The sequence below is a fragment of the Streptomyces sp. YIM 121038 genome (genome assembly GCF_006088715.1).
In the GTDB taxonomy this organism is placed as follows: Bacteria; Actinomycetota; Actinomycetes; order Streptomycetales; family Streptomycetaceae; genus Streptomyces.
The window spans coordinates 6526333-6544576 of record NZ_CP030771.1 but is presented as its reverse complement, the minus strand read 5'-3'; the positions used below and the strand labels follow the sequence as shown (position 1 = coordinate 6544576).

Below are 18244 nucleotides of genomic sequence, written 5' to 3'. Positions count from 1 at the left end.
TGCGGTACTCACCAACTGGTAAGCATGGACGGGGGGTCAGCGCAGCGGGCGGTACGACGCCTTGGTGAAGAATCCGCCGCCGTTGTCGCCGAGGCGCCCCGGGCCGGGGTGGCGCGGGGGCAGGCCGCCGGGGCCGTCGTCATCGTCGCCTTCGTCGTCCTCGAACCCCCCGTCGTATCCGTCGTCCCCGTCGTCTCCCTCCTCCTCGTCGCCCGGTACGCCGAGCAGGCGGCGCGTCAACAGGTCGCGGTCCGAGAGGAGTTCGTCCAGGGCGGCGCGGACGTCGTCCACCTCCGTGCGGGGCGCGTCACGCTCGGCGGCGATGAGGACCGCGCGCCGGACGAGCTCCTTGGTGAAGGACGCCGTGGTGCCCGCCATGCGCTCGACGATCTCCTCGGTGACCTCGTCGTCCAGGCCGAGCCCGCCGCCGTACAGGGCGAGGAGCCTGCGGCGGCCCTCCGCGTCCGGCAGCGGGATCTCCACCGCGAGGTCGACGCGGCCGGGGCGCTGCACGAGCGCGGGCTCCAGGAGGTCGGCGCGGTTGGTGGTGAGCAGGAAGGCCACGTCGGCGTCGTCGCCGAGGCCGTCCATCTCGTTCAGGACCTGGAAGAGCAGGGGCTGTTCGCCGTCTCCGTAGTCCCGGGCCTCGGCGATCAGGTCGCAGTCCTCCAGGACGACGAGGGCGGGCTGGAGCATGCGGGCGAGCGCGCAGGCCGAGCCGATCGCCCGGATCGTGACGCCGGACAGCAGCACCACGGTGAAGTCGGGCATGCCGGAGAGCAGATAGCGGATGGTGTGGGTCTTGCCCGTCCCCGGCGGCCCGTACAGGAGCAGGCCGCGCCGCAGGTGCTGGCCCGCGGCGAGCAGCCGCTCGCGCTGCCGGGCCACGCCCACGACGTGCCGCTCCACGCGGTCGAGGAGCCCCTCGGGCAGGACGATGCCCTCGCGGTCCAGGTCCGGGCGCCGGTGGAAGCGGAACGGGCCGAGGCCGTCGCTGAAGTCACCGCCCTCGAAGGACAGGACCTGGCCCCGCAGGACGTTGAGCTCGCGGACCAGCTCGTCGACCCCGGCGAGCAGCCGCCGGGCGGTGTCGCGGTCCTCCGCGAGGACTTCGAGCTGGACCTTCTCGCTGCCGTACTCGTCGCTCGGCCCGCGCAGGAGCACGACGCAACGCTCCTCGCGGCCGTCCTCGGTGCGCTCGGTGCCGAGGTAGAACCCGAAGGACACACAGGCGAGTTCGGCGTCCGGGGACACGGGCAGGTGCGCGTAGTCGACGGCGCCGATCACGAACTTGTCGTAGCGGCTGGCGGATTCGAGGATCTCGGAGAGCGTGTAGTGGCTCCGGTGGTCGGCGCCGGTCATGCCGATCAGTTCGTACGCGCGCGACTCGGCGGCGAACCAGCGCTCCAGGGCCAGGTGCACGTTCGGGTGGTCGTAGGGAGCGTAGGCCGCCTTCACGACCGGGGTCCTGCCCGGCTCGACGCCGAGGTGGCCGCGCAGGCGCGCGGTGAGGTCGCGCTCGCCGTCGCGCTCGGCCTGCGGGCGCCGCGCCACGGCCTCGACGAACTGCGTGAACAGCTCGCCGACCCGCTCCAGCTCGGCCTGTTCGCTCCCCGGCGCGCCCTCGTCGCCGGGGCCGCTGGAGACGATCCGTGTGGTCATGGGTGTACTCCCCCGTCGCGCCACGGCCGCTGGTCGGGCGGCCCGGTGCTGCTCAGCGTGGCCGCGCCCGTTCGCCGCCGTCAACGCGATTTCAGGGGCGGGGGGCGCGGGGGTTGCGTACCAGCCACGCGTGCAGCTCGCTGTGGCGGAACTGGTAGTCGCCGCCGACGATGCGCAGGAGTCCGGCGTGGTAGGCCCAGGTGGTGAAGGCGTCGACGCGCGCCGGGACGCGGCCCAGGAGCGCGGCGGCGAGCCACAGCAGCAGGACGTCGAGCAGCACGGCCGCGCTCACCGCCACCCAGACCACGGCCACGCCGACGACACCGGCGAACCCGAGGAGCCCCTCCCCCGCCACGCCCACCGCGTACGGGACGACCACCATGGAGAGCCACCCGGGCAGCCGCAGCACGCGCCCGGCGCGCCGCACCCCGCGCCAGGTCCGCTCCGCCGAGCCCGACCCGAGGAACAGACAGCCCAGGACGCAGTAGGCGATGAAGCCCACCGCGGCGCCGCCCCACGCCCCGCCGTCGGGCCCGATGCTCTCGGGCACCGTCGTCGCCAGGCACATGCCGAACCCCGTCACGAGGGCGAAGCCCGTGGCCTTGGTCGAGTCCACCAGGAAGGCCCCGACGATCCAGAAGCCGACGAGGGAGGCGATGTGCCCCGGCCGACCGTGGACCTCCTCCATCACGAACCCCAGCGACCAGCCGAGCAGAGGCAGCAGCACGCACCCGGCGAGGCTCCGGCCGTCCACGTGGGCGACCGTGTTCTCGCTCGCCGCGAGGGCCACGCAGACGCCGAAGCCGACGACGGCGCCCACCACGTACGACGCGGGCTCGGGAACCCACGCCAGCCAGCCCACGACCGGGCTCGCGGCGCCGACGACCAGCAGGACCGGCAGCAGCAGCGCCCAGGAGGCGATGTCTCCCCACAGCGTGGTGACCTGCCACAGGCGTCTTCCCAGGCCCGGGCGGGAGCCGCGCACCCGCTCCGCGGGTGCGAAGGCCAGCGAGTCGGTCACCGCCGCCACGAACAGGGCTCCGGCGAGCACCCCCACCGCGCCGGCGACCGCCGTGGACACCACCACGCCGTGCTGGTGGTCCCACCAGCGGGCGGGGAAGAGCCCTTCCACGGACCGCCCCCACAGGAACGCGGCCCCGAGCGCCAGCGCCATGACCGCGCCCCCGAGCGCCCGTGCCGACGCCGCCCCGAAGGCCTCGCCGATCGAGGAGAGCTTCCCCTCCTCTCCGGCCATGTGGTGCAGCCACTGGTGCACGCGGGCGGGCTCGTACTCCGCCTGGCGGCCCCAGGGCGACTCCGTCGCGAGGACCCGCTGCCGTGCCTGCCGCGCCGCCGTGTTCGCGGCCCGCGTGGCCGCCGGGATGTAGTGGGCCAGGAGGTGCTCGCGGACCTCGTCCGCCGTCGCGAGGTGCGCCAGTGGCTGGGTCTGCCCCTGGGCCGCCTCCCCGTACACGGCGTACGCCAGCCCCAGGTAGAAGGGCGAGCTGAGCGCCTGGGCCACGGCCTCGCCCGCGCCGTCGAGCAGCGCGTCCAGCGGCGAGCCCCGGCCGTCGGAGCGCTTCTCGACGTAGGAGCGGGCCTCCGCGACGTCGACGCCCGCGATGCGCAGCAGCGCCGCCTGTCGCAGCCAGGCGTAGCGCTCGGACAGCTCCGTGTAGCGCTGCGCGCGGCAGGTCAGGACCACGGGCGCGCTGCCGTCCACGGACTCGTAGGCGTTCAGCTCGTCCAGGGCCCGCTGCGCGCGGCCCGGCTCCGGCCCGGTGACGTCCGCGTCCATCTCGTCGAGCCCGTCGAGTACGGGGATGACGAGGCGGCGCGCGACGAGGTCAGCGGCGGTGCGCTCGCGCAGGCCGTAGACCTTCACCAGGCTGTCGGTCAGCCAGCGTTCGAAGCCGCCCACGGTCCGCCAGCGGCCCCACCAGCGCCGGTGGGTGCGCGGTGCGGGCAGGTCGCCGATGGCGAGCCGCACGGGCACCGGGTCGGCGGGCCCGCGCGCGGCGAGGAGCCGGACCACGAGGTGCACGGCGAAGACCGTCTTGCCCGCGCCGGGCGCGCCGGTGACGACCAGGCGGCCCGGCCCGGCGCAGTACCAGGCGGCCACGTCGGAGAGCCGCTGCGGCCCCGGCGGTTCGGCGCCGCCCTGCCGGGGTGTCACCTCGACGCGCAGGTCGATCAGGTGGGCGCCGCCGCCGAGCATGTGCGCGCGCTCGGCGACCTCGATCTCGCGCACCGCCCCGGCGAGGGAGTCGAGCGCGGCGGCCCGGGCGTCCGTGGCCTGCTGGAGGCGGAGCGCGCTGAGGCTGACGGCCGCGCCGACGAGGATGCCCAGGATGCCGACGGGAAGCCCCAACACCCCTGAGACGTCCTGGGGTTGCAGTCCCCCGCGGGACACGGACCAGCCTGCCCAGACGCACCCGGCGACCAGGACCACCACGCCGCCGCCGAGCAGCCGGCGGACCCCCGCGGGACTCGGCCTTCCCGTCTCCATGGGTCAGCATCATGGCAAGGCGCTGATCGCCGGGCCACCGGTTCGACGAGGTCGCGCGGCCCCCGTGTCAGGGCTGTGACACGGGTTCCTTCGCGGTGTCGGACGTCGGCGCGGCGGCGCCGGACACGGGCCCGGCGGGCGCCTGCCGCTTCCTCGGCAGGAGCAGGGCGACCACCAGCGTGCCGACGCCGAGGACGACCGCCCCGATCAGGCTGGTGTGGGCCACCGCGTCGGAGAACGAGGTGCCCACGGCGTGCTTCATCTGCTCGGCGCCCTGGGCGAGTTCGGCGGCCTGGGCCTTCAGTTCGGCGGCCTTCTGCGGGGAGTCGGCGGCCGCGGCCTGCTCGGCGAGGCGCCGCGCCTGCTGCCCGACGGCCTGGGCGACGCCGCCGCCCGCGCCGACGGAGTCCTGGGCCTGGGCGAGGGCGGACGCCGGGAGCTTGCTGCCCGCCGTCTCGTCGGCGAGGGCGTCGGCGTACGAGGTGCCGAGGACCGAGCCGAGGACGGCGATGCCGAGGGAGCCGCCCAGTTCGAGCGAGGTGTCGTTGACGGCGCCGCCGACACCGAGCTCCGCCTCCGGGAAGGCGCCCATGATGGCGTCCGTGCAGGGCGAGACCGCGAGCCCCATCGACAGGCCGAGCACGACGAGGGGCAGCACGAAGTCCCCGTACGTGGAGGCCGCGTCGGTGGCGGTGAGCAGGGCCATGGCCGTGGTGCCGCCGACCATGCCCGCGGTGACCATCACCTTCGCGCCGAGCCTCGGCGTGAGGAAGCCGGTGAGCGCGGAGCCGACGAAGACCGCGCCCGCGAGCGGCAGCATGCGCACGCCCGTCTCCAGCGGGTCGTACTCCAGGACGAACTGGAGGTGCTGGGTGAGGAAGTAGAAGGCACCGAAGGCCGCCACGAAGAACAGGGCCACGGCGAGGTTGGAGCCGGAGAAGCCGCGCCGGGCGAACTTGCGGACGTCCAGGACGGGGCGCGGGTGGCGCAGCTCCCAGACGACGAAGACGACGAGCCCGACGGCGGCGACCACGGCCGCGGCGACGGCACCGGCACCCCAGCCGAAGCCGGGCCCCTCGATGATCATGTAGATGAGCGCGCCGATCCAGACGACGGAGAGGAGCCCGCCCACGTAGTCGATGCGCCCCGCCGCCGAGGACTTCGACGGCGGTACGAGGACGAAGGCCCCGGCGATCGCGACGGCCGCCACGGGGACGTCGATGAGGAAGGTCGACGCCCAGCCGTAGTGCCGCAGGAGCAGGCCCGCGATCAGCGGGCCCGCCGCGATGGCGATGCCGGAGGTGGCGGCCCACAGCGTGATCGCCTTGGCCCGCTCCGCGCGCGGGAACGTCGAGGCGAGCAGCGAGAGCGTCGCGGGCATGATCATCGCCGCGCCCACGCCCATCACGCCGCGCGCGACGATGACGGCCGTCGAGCTGTCGGCGAGCGCGCCCGCCCCCGCGCCCGCGCTGAGCACGAGCAGCCCGAGCACGAGCGCGCCGCGCCGGCTGTACTTGTCGCCGATGGCGCCGAAGAGCAGCATCAGGGCGGCGTACGGAACGGTGTACGCATCGATGACCCATTGCAGGTCGGAGCTGCTGAGGTCGAGGTCGCGGGTCATGTCGGGCGCCGCCACCGTCAGCGCGGTGTTCGCCATGACGGCGATCAGCAGGCTCAGACACAGGACGAGCAGCGCCCACCAGCGGCGGGCGTAGGGCCGGTCCATCCGCTCCACCGGCTCATTGATCAACAAAGGCATCGGGGTCACCTCGGAGTACGTCGTACGGGTACGCGGAACACAGGGACTTGCACATCACTGTGCATTTGCACGCCACTGTGCAATGTAGCGGACGGGCGGCCGTCTTGCACAGCGGTGTGCAAGTACTTGGATCGGCGGCACAATGGCGCCATGAGCCGTACGAAGCCGACGCCGCCGCGCGGCGGGTCCACCGGGGCGGGGCCTGCCACCGCTGGGGCCGGACCCGCCACCGCCGGGGGCGGGACCTCTGGGACGCCCGGGGCCAGGACCGGGGCCGCGAGCGCCGCCGCGGCCCGCGCCGACGCCAACCGCCGCCGCATCCTCGACGTCGCCCACACCGAGCTGACCCGGGACCCGGACGCGTCCATGGACCAGATCGCCCGGGGCGCCGGGGTGGTGCGCCGCACGGTCTACGGCCACTTCCCGAGCCGCGACGCGCTGGTCACCGCCCTCCTCGACGAGGCCGTCGAAGCGGTGATGGCCGCGCACCGCGCCGCCTACGCGAACGCCGACGACCCGGCGCGCGCCGTCGCCGCCGCGATGCTCGGCGTCTGGCGCGTCACCGACCGCTACCGCCTGCTGCTCTCCCTCGCACAGCGCGCGGTGACCATGGACGGCATCCGCGAACGCCTGGCCCCCATGAACGCGGCGGGCGCCGCGATGTTCCAACGCGCCCTGGACGAGGGCCGGTTCACCACCACGGTGCCGCCGCGCGCCCTCGTCTACGTCCTGGAGAGCATCGTCTTCGGCCTGATGGAGGCGGTGAACGACGGCGCGATCGACGCGGACGAGGCGGGCCGCGCGGCCCCCATCACCTTCCTGACAGCAGCGGGCCTGCCCCTCCCGGAGGCGACGGCGTTGGTGAACGAGGTGGCCTCGGGCCTCGCCTAGCCCCTGCGGGCCAGCAGCGCGCGGACCGTCTTGCCCCGGCCCTGGCGGGGGAACCAGCCCACGTCCTGGGCGAGTTGGCGTACGACGAGCAGGCCCCGGCCGCCCTCCCCGCGCGGGGCCGCCGACTCGAAGCCGGGGAACTCCCCCACCGGGTCCGACACGTCGACGACCAGGCCGCCGTGCGCCGTGACGGCGAGCCGCAGCCACAGGTGGTGGCCCGGGACGTGCCCGTGCCGGGCGGCGTTGGCGACCAGCTCGGACACGACGAGCACGGCGTCGTCGACGTCCCCGCCCCACCGCCACGCGGCGAGCCGCCCCCGCGTGCCCTGTCGGGCGAGGGCCGCGGCCGCGGGGGTCAGGGGGTAGCTCGTGGACCAGGTGTGTGGGGGTTCGCTCGACGGTGAAGGTGGGGGTGCCGGTGCCGTGGGGTTCGTCATGGAGCTACGGTCCCGACCTCCTGCGTTCGACTTCAATCGAACTTCGCTGAAATTTCAGAGAGGTTGGAAATTGGACTATGCGTGAATGTGCACAACTGCCTGCGGCACCCGTACACGAGCTGTCACACTCCGGATGCAATTCCAGGTGACACGCACAAGAGACCACAGGTGGTGCACATGGCAGCCAAACGCGGGCGCACCGGCCAGAGGCTGGAACTCGGCCTTCAGCTGAGGCAGTTGCGGGAGAGCGCTCAGCTCACACGGAAGCAAGCGGTGCAAGGGCTGCGGATCTCGGAGGCCTCGCTGCTTCGCATCGAGAACGGTGACCTGAACTTCCGCAACGTAGGCGATCTGCGCAAGCTGCTCACCAAGTGCGGCGTCCACGACGAGGACGTCGTCGAGTCCCTGGTCAACCTCAACCGGGAGTCAGGACGCCAGGACTGGCTGACGCAGTTCCGCGGTCTCATGCCCGCCGGACTGCCCGGCTTCGTCGGCCTGGAACCCGAAGCCCGCGGCATGCGCGCGTACCACCCGACGCTTGTCTACGGGCTGCTCCAGACGAAGCGCTACGCACAGACCCTGCTCGAGCTCCACAAGCCCGTCGAGGAGACGACCTCGGAGTTCGTCCGCACTAGCCTGGAAGTACGGATGAGGCGCCAAGAGGTACTCACCCGAGAGGACCCGGTCAAGCTCCGCGTGATCCTCGGGGAGGCCGCTCTGCGCTACCCGGTCGGAGGAGCCGACGTCATGGGCGAACAGTACGAGAAGCTGGTGCACATGTCGTCCTGGGAACACATCACGATCCAAGTGCTCCCGTTCCGGAAGGGCTACCGCTCCACCAACGACTTCGCCATCCTCGACCTCGGCGACCAGCTACCGGCGCGGGTCCAGATCGACAGTGCCTGGGGAGCGACCCACACATCGGACAAGCGCCGTGAAGTCGACCGCTTCATCCGACGGTTCGACGCCATGGCAGCTTCAGCTCTGCCGCCCGAGGACACCCCCCATTTCCTGCGCCAACTCGAAAGGGATGCAACCCGTGCCCCGTCGCCTGACAGCAACTGAACTCGCCCCCGATTACGCCTGGTTCAAGTCGTCGTACAGCGACGGGACAGGTCAGAACTGCATAGAGGTCGCCGATCTCGCCGGCCAAGTCGGCGGCGGTGTCGGCATACGTGACTCCAAGGACCCCGAAGGGCCCGCCCTGGTGCTCGGGCGGCCTGCCTGGGCCGCCTTCGTGGCGGGGGTCGTTCAGGACGGCGGCAGCCAGCGGTAGACCAGTTCCGGGCGGCCCACCTGGCCGTACTGGGGGTTGCGGGCCGCGCGGGCCGTGTCGACCAGGTGCTCCAGGTAGCGGCGGGCCGTGATGCGGGACAGGCCCGTGAGGTCGGCGGCGGTCGCGGCGGTCAGGCCCTCGGGCGGGGCGTCGCGCAGGGTGCGGGTGACGCGCTCCAGGGTGGGGCCGCTCAGGCCCTTGGGCAGGGTGGCGGGCGCCGGGGCGCGCAGGGTCGCGAGGGCCCGGTCGACCTCGTCCTGCCCGGTGGCCTCGCCCGCCGCGCTGCGGAACTCGGCGTAGCGCGTGAGCCGGTCGCGCAGGGTGGCGAAGGTGAAGGGCTTCAGGACGTACTGGATGACGCCGAGGGAGACGCCTTCGCGGACGACGGTCAGGTCGCGGGCGGAGGTGACGGCGATGACGTCCGCCTTGTGCCCGGCGGCGCGCAGACTGCGGGCCAGGGACAGGCCGTGGCCGTCGGGGAGGTTCAGGTCGAGGAGGATCAGGTCGACGGGCCCGCGGTCGAGCGCGCGGCGCGCCTCGGCGGCGGTGTGGGCGGTCGCGGTGGCCTCGAAGCCCGGTACCCGGTTGACGTACAGGACGTGGGCGTCGGCGGCGACGGGGTCGTCCTCGACGACGAGGACGCGGATGGGGGCGGGCGCGGGCTCGGTCATCTCTGGGCCCCTTCTCGACGCGCGGAGGCTTCGGAGTTCGGAGAGGCTCCGGGGCGCGGCGCGGCGGCGGGGTGCGCCCCCGCTCCGGAGCCCTGCGCGGCTCCGGGGTGCGCCCCGGTTTCGAAGCCCGGCGCGGCTTCGGAGCCCTGCGCGACTCCGGGGCGTGCCCCGGCCTCGGAGCCCGGTGGGGCGGCGGGGTGCGCCCCGGTTTCGGAGCCCGGCGCGGCTTCGGAGTCCGGCTCGGCGGCAGGGCCCGGTGGGGCGGTGAGCGGGAGCGTCGCCGTGAACTCCGCGCCGCCCGCGCGGGACTCCGCCACCGTCAGCGTCCCGCCGTTGCGCGTGGCCGCCTGGTGGGCCAGGGAGAGGCCGAGGCCCCGGCCGTCGGGCGACTTGGTGGACCAGCCCCGGGTGAAGACGGCCTCGCGGTGGGCCTCGGGGATGCCGGGGCCGGTGTCCGCGACGCGGAGCAGCAGGGTGTCGGGGCGGGCGAGGACGGTCACCGTGACGCGGGCGGACGGGGAGCCCTGCGCCGCGTCGACGGCGTTGTCGATGAGGTTGCCGAGGATGGTGACGAGGTCGCGCGCGGCGGGCGTGCGCGGCAGCTCGCCGTCGTCGACGCTGGTGTCGTCCGAGATGACCAGCTCGACGCCGCGCTCGTTGGCCTGGGCCGCCTTGCCGAGGAGCAGCGCCGCGAGCACCGGCTCGTTGACGGCCGCGACGACCTGGTCGGTGAGGGCCTGGGCCAGCTCGAGCTCGGCCGTGGCGAACTCCACCGCCTCGTCGGCGCGGCCCAGTTCGATCAGGGACACCACGGTGTGCAGCCGGTTCGCGGCCTCGTGGGCCTGGGAGCGCAGCGCGCGGGTGAAGCCGCGCTCGGAGGTCAGCTCGCCGGTGAGGGCCTGGAGTTCGGTGTGGTCGCGGAGGGTGACCACGGTGCCCCTGCGGTCGCCGCCGGAGACCGGCGAGGTGTTCACGACGAGGACGCGGTCCGCCGTCAGATGCACCTCGTCCACGCGCGGCGCCGCGTCGAGCAGCGCGCCGGTGAGCGGCGCGGGCAGGCCCAGGTCGGTGACGTAGGCGCCGACGACGCCCTCGTCCGCGCCGAGCAGTTCGCGCGCGGCGTCGTTGATGAGCGCCACGCGCCGCCGCCCGTCGAGCATGAGCAGCCCCTCGCGCACGGCGTGCAGCGCGGCCTCGTGGTAGTCGTGCATGCGGCTCAGCTCGGCCGCGTTCATCCCGTGGGTGCTGCGGCGCAGCCGCGCGTTGATGACGTACGTACCGACGGCGCCGAGCACCAGGGCCGCGGCCGCGACGCCGAGCAGCGCCACGAGCTGGCCGCGCGCCTTCGCGGTGATCTCGTCGATGGTGATGCCCGCGCTGACCAGGCCGACGATCCGGCCGCCGTCGTGGACGGGCGTGACCACGCGCACGGACGCCCCGAGGGTGCCGGTGTACGTCTCCGTGAAGGTCTGCCCGCGCAGCGCCTCCGCCGTGTGGCCGAGGAAGCGCTGCCCGATGCGGGCCGGGTCGGGGTGGGTCCAGCGGATGCCGCGCCGGTCCATGATCGTCACGAAGGCGACGCCGGTGTCCCGCTGGACCCGCGACGCGTACGGCTGGAGCGCGCGGGACGGGTCGTCCCCGCGGATCGCCTCGCGCACGGACGGCGCGTCCGCGACCGCGCGCGCCGCCGCCGTGGCCTGGCGCCGGGCCGCCTCCTCCGCCTGGTGCCGGTCGCTGAGGTACGTGAACAGGGCGCAGCCCGCGACCACCACCGCCACCAGGACCACCTGCATGGCGAAGAGCTGACCGGCGAGGCTGCGCGGGGCGCGCGGAGCCCGCGGTCGGCGGGGCGGTCGGGAGGGCTGGGGCATGGTGCAAGTCTGCCTCGCCGCACGCGCCTGACCTAAAGGAACACCGGCTGCGGTCCGCGGCGCGAACTCAATGAACGCAAGGGTGACCGCCCTCACACCCCGGGAGATAGTCACCCGGAATCGCCAGGACGTGAGCCGCACGACTCGCGAGGACACAGTGGTCGTAGTCGCCCAAGGAGGCAACCGTGGCAGATGACAGGACGGCGGCGGGCGCCGCCGGGACCGGAGCGGCACCGCCCGCGGCGGGGACGGGCACCCCGCCCGCGCCCCGCGCGAAGCGGGACCGCACCCACTACCTCTACATCGCCGTCATCGCGGCCGTGCTCATCGGCATCGCGGTCGGCTTCGCCGCGCCGGACTTCGCCAAGGAGCTCAAGCCCCTCGGCACCGGCTTCGTGAACCTGATCAAGATGATGATCTCGCCGATCATCTTCTGCACGATCGTGCTCGGCGTGGGCTCGGTCCGCCAGGCCGCGAAGGTCGGCAAGGTCGGCGGGCTCGCGCTCGCCTACTTCGTCGCCATGTCCGTGGTCGCCCTGGCCATCGGCCTGATCGTGGGCAACATCCTGCACCCCGGCTCCGGCATGGACCTGACCTCGTCGGACAAGGCCGCGGGCCACGACGCGGCCGACGAGGCGGACAAGGGCCTCGTCGACTTCGCGCTCGGCATCATCCCGAAGACGATGGTCTCCGCCTTCACCCAGGGCGAGGTCCTCCAGACCCTGCTCGTCGCGCTCCTCGTCGGCTTCGCCCTCCAGGCCATGGGCAGCACGGGCGAGCCGATCCTCCGCGGGGTGGGGCACATCCAGAAGCTGGTCTTCCGCGTCCTCGGCATGATCATGTGGGCCGCGCCCGTCGGCGCGTTCGGCGCGATGGCCGCCGTCATCGGCGAGACCGGCACGGACGCGCTCAGGGCGCTGGCCACCATCATGATCGGCTTCTATGTGACCTGCGCGCTCTTCATCGTGCTCGTGCTCGGCACGCTGCTGCGCCTGGTCACCGGGGTCAACCTCTTCAAGCTGCTCAGGTATCTGGGCCGGGAGTTCCTGCTCATCCTCTCCACGTCGTCCTCGGAGTCCGCGCTGCCGCGGCTCATCGCGAAGATGGAACACCTGGGCGTGAGCCGCCCCGTCGTCGGCATCACCGTGCCGACCGGCTACTCCTTCAACCTCGACGGCACCATGATCTATCTGACCATGGCCTCGCTCTTCATCGCCGACGCGATGGACCAGCCCCTGGGCATCGGGGAGCAGATCTCGCTCCTGCTGTTCATGATGATCGCGTCCAAGGGCGCCGCGGGCGTCTCCGGCTCCGGCATCGCGGTCCTGGCCAGCGGCCTCCAGTCGCACAAGCCGGGGCTCGTCGACGGCGTCGGCCTCATCATCGGCGTCGACCGCTTCATGAGCGAGGCCCGCGCCCTCACCAACTTCGCGGGCAACGCGGTGGCCACGCTCCTCATCGGTACGTGGACCAAGGAGGTCGACCGGGAGCGGGTCGCCCTCGTCCTCGACGGCAAGCTGCCCTTCGACGAGCGGACGCTCGTGGACGACGAGCACGGGGCGCCGCCGGCGGCGGAGGCCGTGCCCGAGCAGGTGCCGCTGGAGAAGGCGCCGGTGAAGGCGTAGGCCCTCGCGGCAGTGCCCCCCAAGTGAGGTGCGGCAGCCCCCGGACCCCCGCGGCCCGGGGGCTGCCGATACGACTTCCGAGGAGCTGACCACCCTCATGCGTACTGCTCTTTCCGCTCTCCCCGCCCTCCCGGACCGCGTGCTCGGCGTCTGCGGCCACTGGACCACCGCCCCGATACCCGTGGGCGAGGTCCGCTGCCGGGGCGGCGGCTGGTGCACGCAGTACGTGTGCCCGGACTGCGTGCACACCTCCCACTACCGCCTCGGCCCGCAGTGGGACGACCTCCCGGCACGGCTGCACCGCTGAGCGCGCGGCAGGCCCGCCGCGCCCCTGCAAGGGCATTGACCTTGCTTCCAGCAAGCGCTTACGTTCACCGGGCGGCGGCCGTGCGCGGCAGGCAGTGCGGCCGCGCCGGACCGTAGGAGGTCGTGCCCGTGCGCCCCACCGCTTCCGCTCCTCTCCTCCTCGCGACCGCGCTCGCCGCCGGTGCCCTCACCGCGTGCGGCGGCGGCTCCGGTGACGACCCGGACACCGTGAAGGTGTCGTACAAGCAGTCCATGGACAACCAGATCCGGGTGATGGACGACTACCTGGAGGCCATGAAGAAGCAGTTCGAGAAGGCGCATCCGGGCAAGAAGGTGAAGCTGGTGCCGATCAAGGCGCCGGACGCCGAGTACTACACGAAGGTGCAGCAGATGCTGCGCTCCCCGAAGACCGCGCCCGACCTCGTCTACGAGGACACCTTCCTCATCAACTCCGACATCACCAGCGGGTACTTGAGACCCCTCGACCCGTATCTGGAGAAGTGGAAGGAGTGGCCGAAGTTCATCGACACGGCCAAGGCCGCCGCGCGGGCCGAGGACGGCAAGACGTACGGCGTGCCGGACGGGACGGACACGCGCGGGCTGTGGTTCAGCAGGGACGTCTTCAAGAAGGCGGGCCTGCCGCAGGACTGGCGGCCCAAGAACTGGGACGAGGTCCTGGACGCGGCCCGCACCGTCAAGGACAAGGTGCCCGGCGTCGTGCCGCTGAACGTGTACACCGGCAAGCCCGGCGGCGAGACCTCCTCCATGCAGGGCCTGGAGATGCTCCTGTACGGGACGGGCAAGGACCCGGTGTACGACCCGAAGGCCAAGAAGTGGGTCGTGGGCAGCAAGGGCTTCAAGGACGCCCTGAGGTTCGTCGAGACCGTGTACAAGGAGAAGCTCGGCCCGGACGTCGAGGACGCGCTCGACCCGAACATGGCCACGCGCGTGCGCGGCGAGTTCCTGCCCAAGGGCAAGCTCGCCATCAACCTCGACGGCTCCTGGCTGCCGCAGGACTGGCTGAAGGGCTCCGGGCACGAATGGCCCGAGTGGTCCAAGGAGCTGGGCCTCGCGGCCATGCCCACGCAAGGAGGTCAGGCGCCCGGCAAGGTCAGCATGTCCGGCGGCTGGACCTGGGCCGTCCCCGCGAAGGCGGACAACCCCGAGCTGGCGTTCCGGTTCATCGAGACGATGCAGACGAAGGAGAACGCGAAGCGGTGGTACATCGCCAACTCCGGCATCTCCGTGCGCGAGGACGTCGCGAAGGACCCCGAGTACGTGAAGGCGCAGCCCGGCATCCGGTTCTTCACCGACCTGGTCGCCGTCACCCACTACCGGCCCGCCTACCCCGCGTACCCGAAGGTCTCCACGGCGATGCAGGAGGCCATGGAGAAGGTCACCACGGGTGACGGCTCCGTGGACGACGCGGCGCGCGGCTACGACGACGAGGTCAGGTCGGCCACCGACGGCAAGGTGATCGAGAGGTGAAGGCCCTGGCGACGGCCCCGGGCGAGGCCCCGCCGCGCCGCCGGCGCCTCGTCCGCTCGCTGGGCCGTGCCCTGCCGGTCTCGCCCGCCGTCGTCCTGATGGCGCTGTTCCTGGCGGGCCCCATCGGCTACTGCGCGTACATCGCCTTCACCGACCTCCAGCTGACCGGCCAGGCGCACGAGAGCTTCGTCGGCTTCGAGAACTTCCGCACGGCCTTCGGCGACGAGGACTTCCTCAACGCGGTGTGGCTGACGCTCGTCTTCACGTTCCTGTCCTCGGTCCTCGGGCAGAACACGCTCGGCCTGGCGCTCGCCGTCCTGATGCGGCGGGCCTCCAAGCCGGTGCGCACCGTCACGGGGGCCGTCGTCGTCACGGCGTGGGTGCTGCCCGAGGTCGTCGCGGGCTTCCTCCTGTACGCCTTCTTCCGCCGCGACGGCACCCTCAACGCGGTCCTCGACGTGCTCCATCTGCCGTCCCAGAACTGGCTGTTCACCCTGCCGATCCTGGCGGTGTCGTTCGCCAACATGTGGCGCGGCACGGCCTTCTCGATGCTGGTCTACTCGGCGGCGCTGAGCGAGATCCCGCGGGAGGTCACCGAGGCCGCGGAGGTCGACGGCGCGGGCGGCTGGCGCCGGATGTGGCACATCACGCTGCCCATGATCCGCCGCTCCATCGGCACGAACCTGATGCTCAACACCCTCCAGACGCTGTCCGTCTTCGGGCTGATCTGGGTGATGACGCGCGGCGGCCCCGGCAACCGCAGCCAGACGCTGCCGCTGTTCATGTACGAGCAGGCCTTCCAGAAGAGCATGATCGGCTACGGCACGGCGGTGGCGCTGCTGCTGCTCCTCGTGGGGTCCCTGTTCTCCCTGCTCTACATGCGCCTGCTGCGCACGGAGGTCTGATGTCCGCACGCCGTGCCCGCAGCCGCCGCCTCGCCGCCGACATCGGTCTGCTGACGGTGGCGGCGGCCTTCGCCGTGCCGCTCGCCTGGGTGCTGCTGTCCGCCGTCGACCCCAGGGCCGACGTGGGCGTGAAGCGCCCGGACGGCTTCACGCTCGACCACTTCGACGCCGTCCTCACCGACGAGATCACCTTCACGCCGATGCTGAACAGCCTGCTGCTGTGCGGCGGCGGCACGCTCCTGACAGTGGTGAGCGCCGCCCTCGCGGCCTACCCGCTGTCGCGCTACTCCTCCCGCCTCAACCGGCCGTTCATGCTGACCATCCTGTTCGCGACGAGCCTGCCCATCACCGCCATCATGGTTCCGGTGTACGCGCTGTTCGTCCGCGTCGACCTCATCGACACCCTCCAGGGCACGATCTTCTTCTTCGCCGCGTCCCAACTGCCGTTCGCCATCTGGCTGATGAAGAACTTCATGGACGGCGTGCCCAAGGAGCTGGAGGAGGCCGCCTGGACGGACGGCGCCTCGCCGCTGCAGTCCCTGATCCGCATCGTGCTGCCCCTGATGGGGCCGGGCGTCGCCGTCGTGACCGTCTTCTCCTTCGTCCTGATGTGGGGCAACTTCTTCGTCCCGTTCATGCTGCTGCTCTCCCCCGACCAGATGCCCGCGGCGGTCAGCATCAACGACTTCTTCGGCAGCAAGGGCGCCATCGTCTACGGCCAGCTCGCGGCGTTCTCGCTCATCTACTCGACGCCGGTGATCCTGCTGTACGTCCTGATCGCCCGGCGCCTGGGAGGAGGTTTCGCCCTGGGCGGCGCGGTGAAGGGATGAGCCCCGCACCCGGCGCACGGGAGCCCGCCGAGGGCGCCCCCGTCGGATGTGGCTTCGTCCGAGCCACAGCCTCGTAGGAACGCACCGTAGTCGCCCGACTGCGGTGCCCCTACCGTGTGCCCCGTGCAAGCAAGGCAGCCCCCACCGCTCTTCGACTTCCCCGCCGCGCGCCGGCTGCGCGAGGCGCTGGGCATGGCGCCCGGGCACGTCGCCCACGACATGCGGGCCAGCTACGGCCTCGCCCACGTCACCGCGGACACCGTCAGCGCGTGGGAGCGGGGCCTCGCCACGCCGAACGCCGCCGAGCTCGCCGCGCTCGCGGCCACGCTGTGGTGCTCGCCCGGTGAACTCATGGGCGCCGCGCGGACGCTGCGGGAGCACCGCCTGGCCCGCGCCCTCGCCCCGGAGGACGTGGCGCGCGGCGCGGGCGTGGAGCTCCAGGCCTATCTGCGGATGGAGGAGACCGGCCAGTGGCGCGGCAGCGACCGGCAGTCAGCCGCCCTCGCGCACACCCTGCGGCTCTCGCTGCCGGACTTCATCGCGGTCACCGGCCGCTCCGAGCAGCTCGCGGAGCTGCTGCGCAGCGCGGTGACGACCCGCTGGCAGGGGTACGTGCGCCCGGTCAGCAAGCTCCTTGCCGTCGACAAGCGCACCGTGGAGGGCCCGCTGCGCCAGCTGCACGACGCGTACCAGTCGCGGATGGTCCGCACGCTGAGCTGGGGCGCCTCCGCGAGCGCCGACGCCTCGGGCCACGCGGGCCGCGACTTCCTGGACCGGGTCCTCGACCACTTCTGGCCGCTGGTCCCGGGCCCGCCCTGAGACGGCCCGGGACACAGCCGAGGGCGGCGGCACCATCTGTTTCCGCTCTGGATGGAACGTTCTGGAAAGTCGGAAACCAGATACCCGGAAGCTCTAGAAGACCGACTCCGCCTCGTCCATCCGGTCCTTCGGGACCGTCTTGAGCTCCGTCACGGCCTCGGCGAGCGGCACCATCTCGATGTCCGTGCCGCGCAGCGCGGTCATGCGGCCGTAGTCGCCGCGGTGCACGGCCTCGACGGCGTGCCAGCCGAAGCGGGTGGCGAGGACGCGGTCGTACGCGGTGGGCGTGCCGCCGCGCTGGACGTGGCCGAGGATGACCGGCTTGGCCTCCTTGCCGAGCCGCTTCTCCAGCTCGTAGGCGAGGGCCGTGCCGATGCCCTGGAAGCGCTCGTGGCCGAACTGGTCGATGGCGCCCTTGCCGTAGTCCATGGTGCCGTCGGCGGGGTGCGCGCCCTCGGCGACGCAGATCACCGCGAACTTCTTGCCGCGCGCGAACCGCTCCTCGACCATCTTGACCAGGTCGGCCGGGTCGAAGGGCCGCTCGGGCAGGCAGATGCCGTGGGCGCCGCCCGCCATGCCGGACTCCAGGGCGATCCAGCCCGCGTGCCGCCCCATGACCTCGACGACCATCACGCGCTGGTGGGACTCGGCGGTGGTCTTCAGCCGGTCCATGGCCTCGGTGGCCACGCCGACGGCCGTGTCGAAGCCGAAGGTGCGGTCCGTGGAGGAGATGTCGTTGTCGATGGTCTTGGGCACGCCCACGACGGGTACCCCGGCCTCGTGGAGCATCTTCGCCGCGGTCAGCGTGCCCTCGCCGCCGATCGGGATGAGCGCGTCGAAGCCGCTCTTCTCGATCAGGTCCTTGGCGTTGTCGCAGGCGGCGCGGAAGCGGGCGCGCTCCAGGCGGGAGGAGCCGAGGATCGTTCCGCCGCGGGAGAGGATGCCGCTCACCGCGTTCAGGTCCAGGGTCCGGTAGCGGCCGTCGAGCAGACCCGCGTAGCCGTCCTCGAAGCCGATGACCTCGTCGCCGTAGTTGGTGACCGCTCGGTGCACGACCGACCGGATCACTGCGTTGAGGCCCGGGCAGTCGCCGCCCGCGGTGAGAATTCCGATACGCATCGCGCTGTGTCTCCTGCTCGCTGTTGCTTCCTGTGAGCCGGTCCGATTGTTCCACGGCGTTCGGCCAGCCTGCGAC

16 protein-coding genes are annotated in these 18244 nt (G+C 72.5%); 9 read left to right on the top strand and 7 right to left on the bottom strand.

Features of this window, described 5'->3' with window-relative positions:
* Positions 1–36: 36 nt before the first annotated feature.
* The 3 genes from C9F11_RS28290 to C9F11_RS28280 form a co-directional block, all read right to left on the bottom strand.
* Positions 37–1662: an ATP-binding protein gene (locus tag C9F11_RS28290; protein ID WP_138961900.1), complete on the bottom strand. Its 1626-nt coding sequence runs from the start codon at positions 1660–1662 to the stop codon at positions 37–39.
* A gap of 91 nt (positions 1663–1753) precedes the next feature.
* Entirely contained in the window at positions 1754–4171 is a 2418-nt protein-coding gene (locus C9F11_RS28285; RefSeq protein WP_138961899.1) for an NACHT domain-containing protein, read from the bottom strand.
* A 67-nt stretch (positions 4172–4238) separates the two neighbouring features.
* Positions 4239–5930: an MFS transporter gene (locus tag C9F11_RS28280; protein WP_138961898.1), complete on the bottom strand. Its 1692-nt coding sequence runs from the start codon at positions 5928–5930 to the stop codon at positions 4239–4241.
* A gap of 150 nt (positions 5931–6080) precedes the next feature.
* On the opposite strand from C9F11_RS28280, the gene C9F11_RS28275 reads away from it, so the two are divergent.
* Positions 6081–6821 carry a TetR/AcrR family transcriptional regulator gene (locus tag C9F11_RS28275; RefSeq protein ID WP_138961897.1) on the top strand — a complete coding sequence of 247 codons (741 nt, stop codon included), beginning with the start codon at positions 6081–6083 and terminating at the stop codon, positions 6819–6821.
* Here the strand turns inward: C9F11_RS28275 and C9F11_RS28270 are convergent.
* A complete protein-coding gene (locus C9F11_RS28270; RefSeq protein WP_138961896.1) occupies positions 6818–7258 on the bottom strand; it encodes an ATP-binding protein in 441 nt (146 codons plus the stop codon). The two genes, C9F11_RS28275 and C9F11_RS28270, sit on opposite strands and share 4 nt — an antisense overlap.
* 177 nt (positions 7259–7435) lie before the next feature.
* Here C9F11_RS28270 and C9F11_RS28265 point away from each other — a divergent pair, with 177 nt between their 5' ends.
* The gene (locus tag C9F11_RS28265; protein ID WP_138961895.1) at positions 7436–8323 is read left to right on the top strand and encodes a helix-turn-helix transcriptional regulator; all 888 of its coding nucleotides are present in this window, start codon (positions 7436–7438) and stop codon (positions 8321–8323) included.
* The gene (locus C9F11_RS28260) at positions 8289–8534 is read left to right on the top strand and encodes a DUF397 domain-containing protein (RefSeq protein ID WP_138961894.1); all 246 of its coding nucleotides are present in this window, start codon (positions 8289–8291) and stop codon (positions 8532–8534) included. The genes C9F11_RS28265 and C9F11_RS28260 overlap by 35 nt, the downstream gene beginning before the upstream one ends.
* Here the strand turns inward: C9F11_RS28260 and C9F11_RS28255 are convergent.
* Positions 8510–9205, bottom strand: a complete 696-nt coding sequence (locus tag C9F11_RS28255; protein WP_138961893.1) for a response regulator — start codon at positions 9203–9205, stop codon at positions 8510–8512. The two genes, C9F11_RS28260 and C9F11_RS28255, sit on opposite strands and share 25 nt — an antisense overlap.
* On the bottom strand, positions 9202–11076 hold the full coding sequence (locus C9F11_RS28250) for a sensor histidine kinase (RefSeq protein WP_138961892.1): 1875 nt from the start codon (positions 11074–11076) through the stop codon (positions 9202–9204). Before C9F11_RS28250 ends, C9F11_RS28255 begins: the two co-directional genes overlap by 4 nt.
* Before the next feature lie 302 nt (positions 11077–11378).
* Here C9F11_RS28250 and C9F11_RS28245 point away from each other — a divergent pair, with 302 nt between their 5' ends.
* The 6 genes from C9F11_RS28245 (at position 11379) to C9F11_RS28220 (ending at position 17049) form a co-directional block, all read left to right on the top strand.
* Positions 11379–12701, top strand: coding sequence for a cation:dicarboxylase symporter family transporter (locus tag C9F11_RS28245; protein ID WP_138967107.1), 1323 nt, complete (start codon positions 11379–11381; stop codon positions 12699–12701).
* Between the two features lie 97 nt (positions 12702–12798).
* Positions 12799–13008 carry a hypothetical protein gene (locus C9F11_RS28240; RefSeq protein WP_138961891.1) on the top strand — a complete coding sequence of 70 codons (210 nt, stop codon included), beginning with the start codon at positions 12799–12801 and terminating at the stop codon, positions 13006–13008.
* 122 nt (positions 13009–13130) lie between these two features.
* Positions 13131–14495, top strand: a complete 1365-nt coding sequence (locus C9F11_RS28235; RefSeq protein WP_138961890.1) for an extracellular solute-binding protein — start codon at positions 13131–13133, stop codon at positions 14493–14495.
* Positions 14496–14593: 98 nt separating this feature from the next.
* A complete protein-coding gene (locus C9F11_RS28230) occupies positions 14594–15400 on the top strand; it encodes a sugar ABC transporter permease (RefSeq protein ID WP_171076129.1) in 807 nt (268 codons plus the stop codon).
* Positions 15400–16230, top strand: a complete 831-nt coding sequence (locus tag C9F11_RS28225; RefSeq protein ID WP_138961888.1) for a carbohydrate ABC transporter permease — start codon at positions 15400–15402, stop codon at positions 16228–16230. The genes C9F11_RS28230 and C9F11_RS28225 overlap by 1 nt, the downstream gene beginning before the upstream one ends.
* A gap of 123 nt (positions 16231–16353) precedes the next feature.
* Positions 16354–17049, top strand: a complete 696-nt coding sequence (locus C9F11_RS28220) for a helix-turn-helix transcriptional regulator (RefSeq protein WP_249401914.1) — start codon at positions 16354–16356, stop codon at positions 17047–17049.
* A 93-nt stretch (positions 17050–17142) separates the two neighbouring features.
* On the opposite strand, the gene C9F11_RS28215 is transcribed toward C9F11_RS28220, so the two are convergent.
* Positions 17143–18168, bottom strand: a complete 1026-nt coding sequence (locus C9F11_RS28215) for an ATP-dependent 6-phosphofructokinase (protein WP_138961886.1) — start codon at positions 18166–18168, stop codon at positions 17143–17145.
* Positions 18169–18244: the final 76 nt, after the last annotated feature.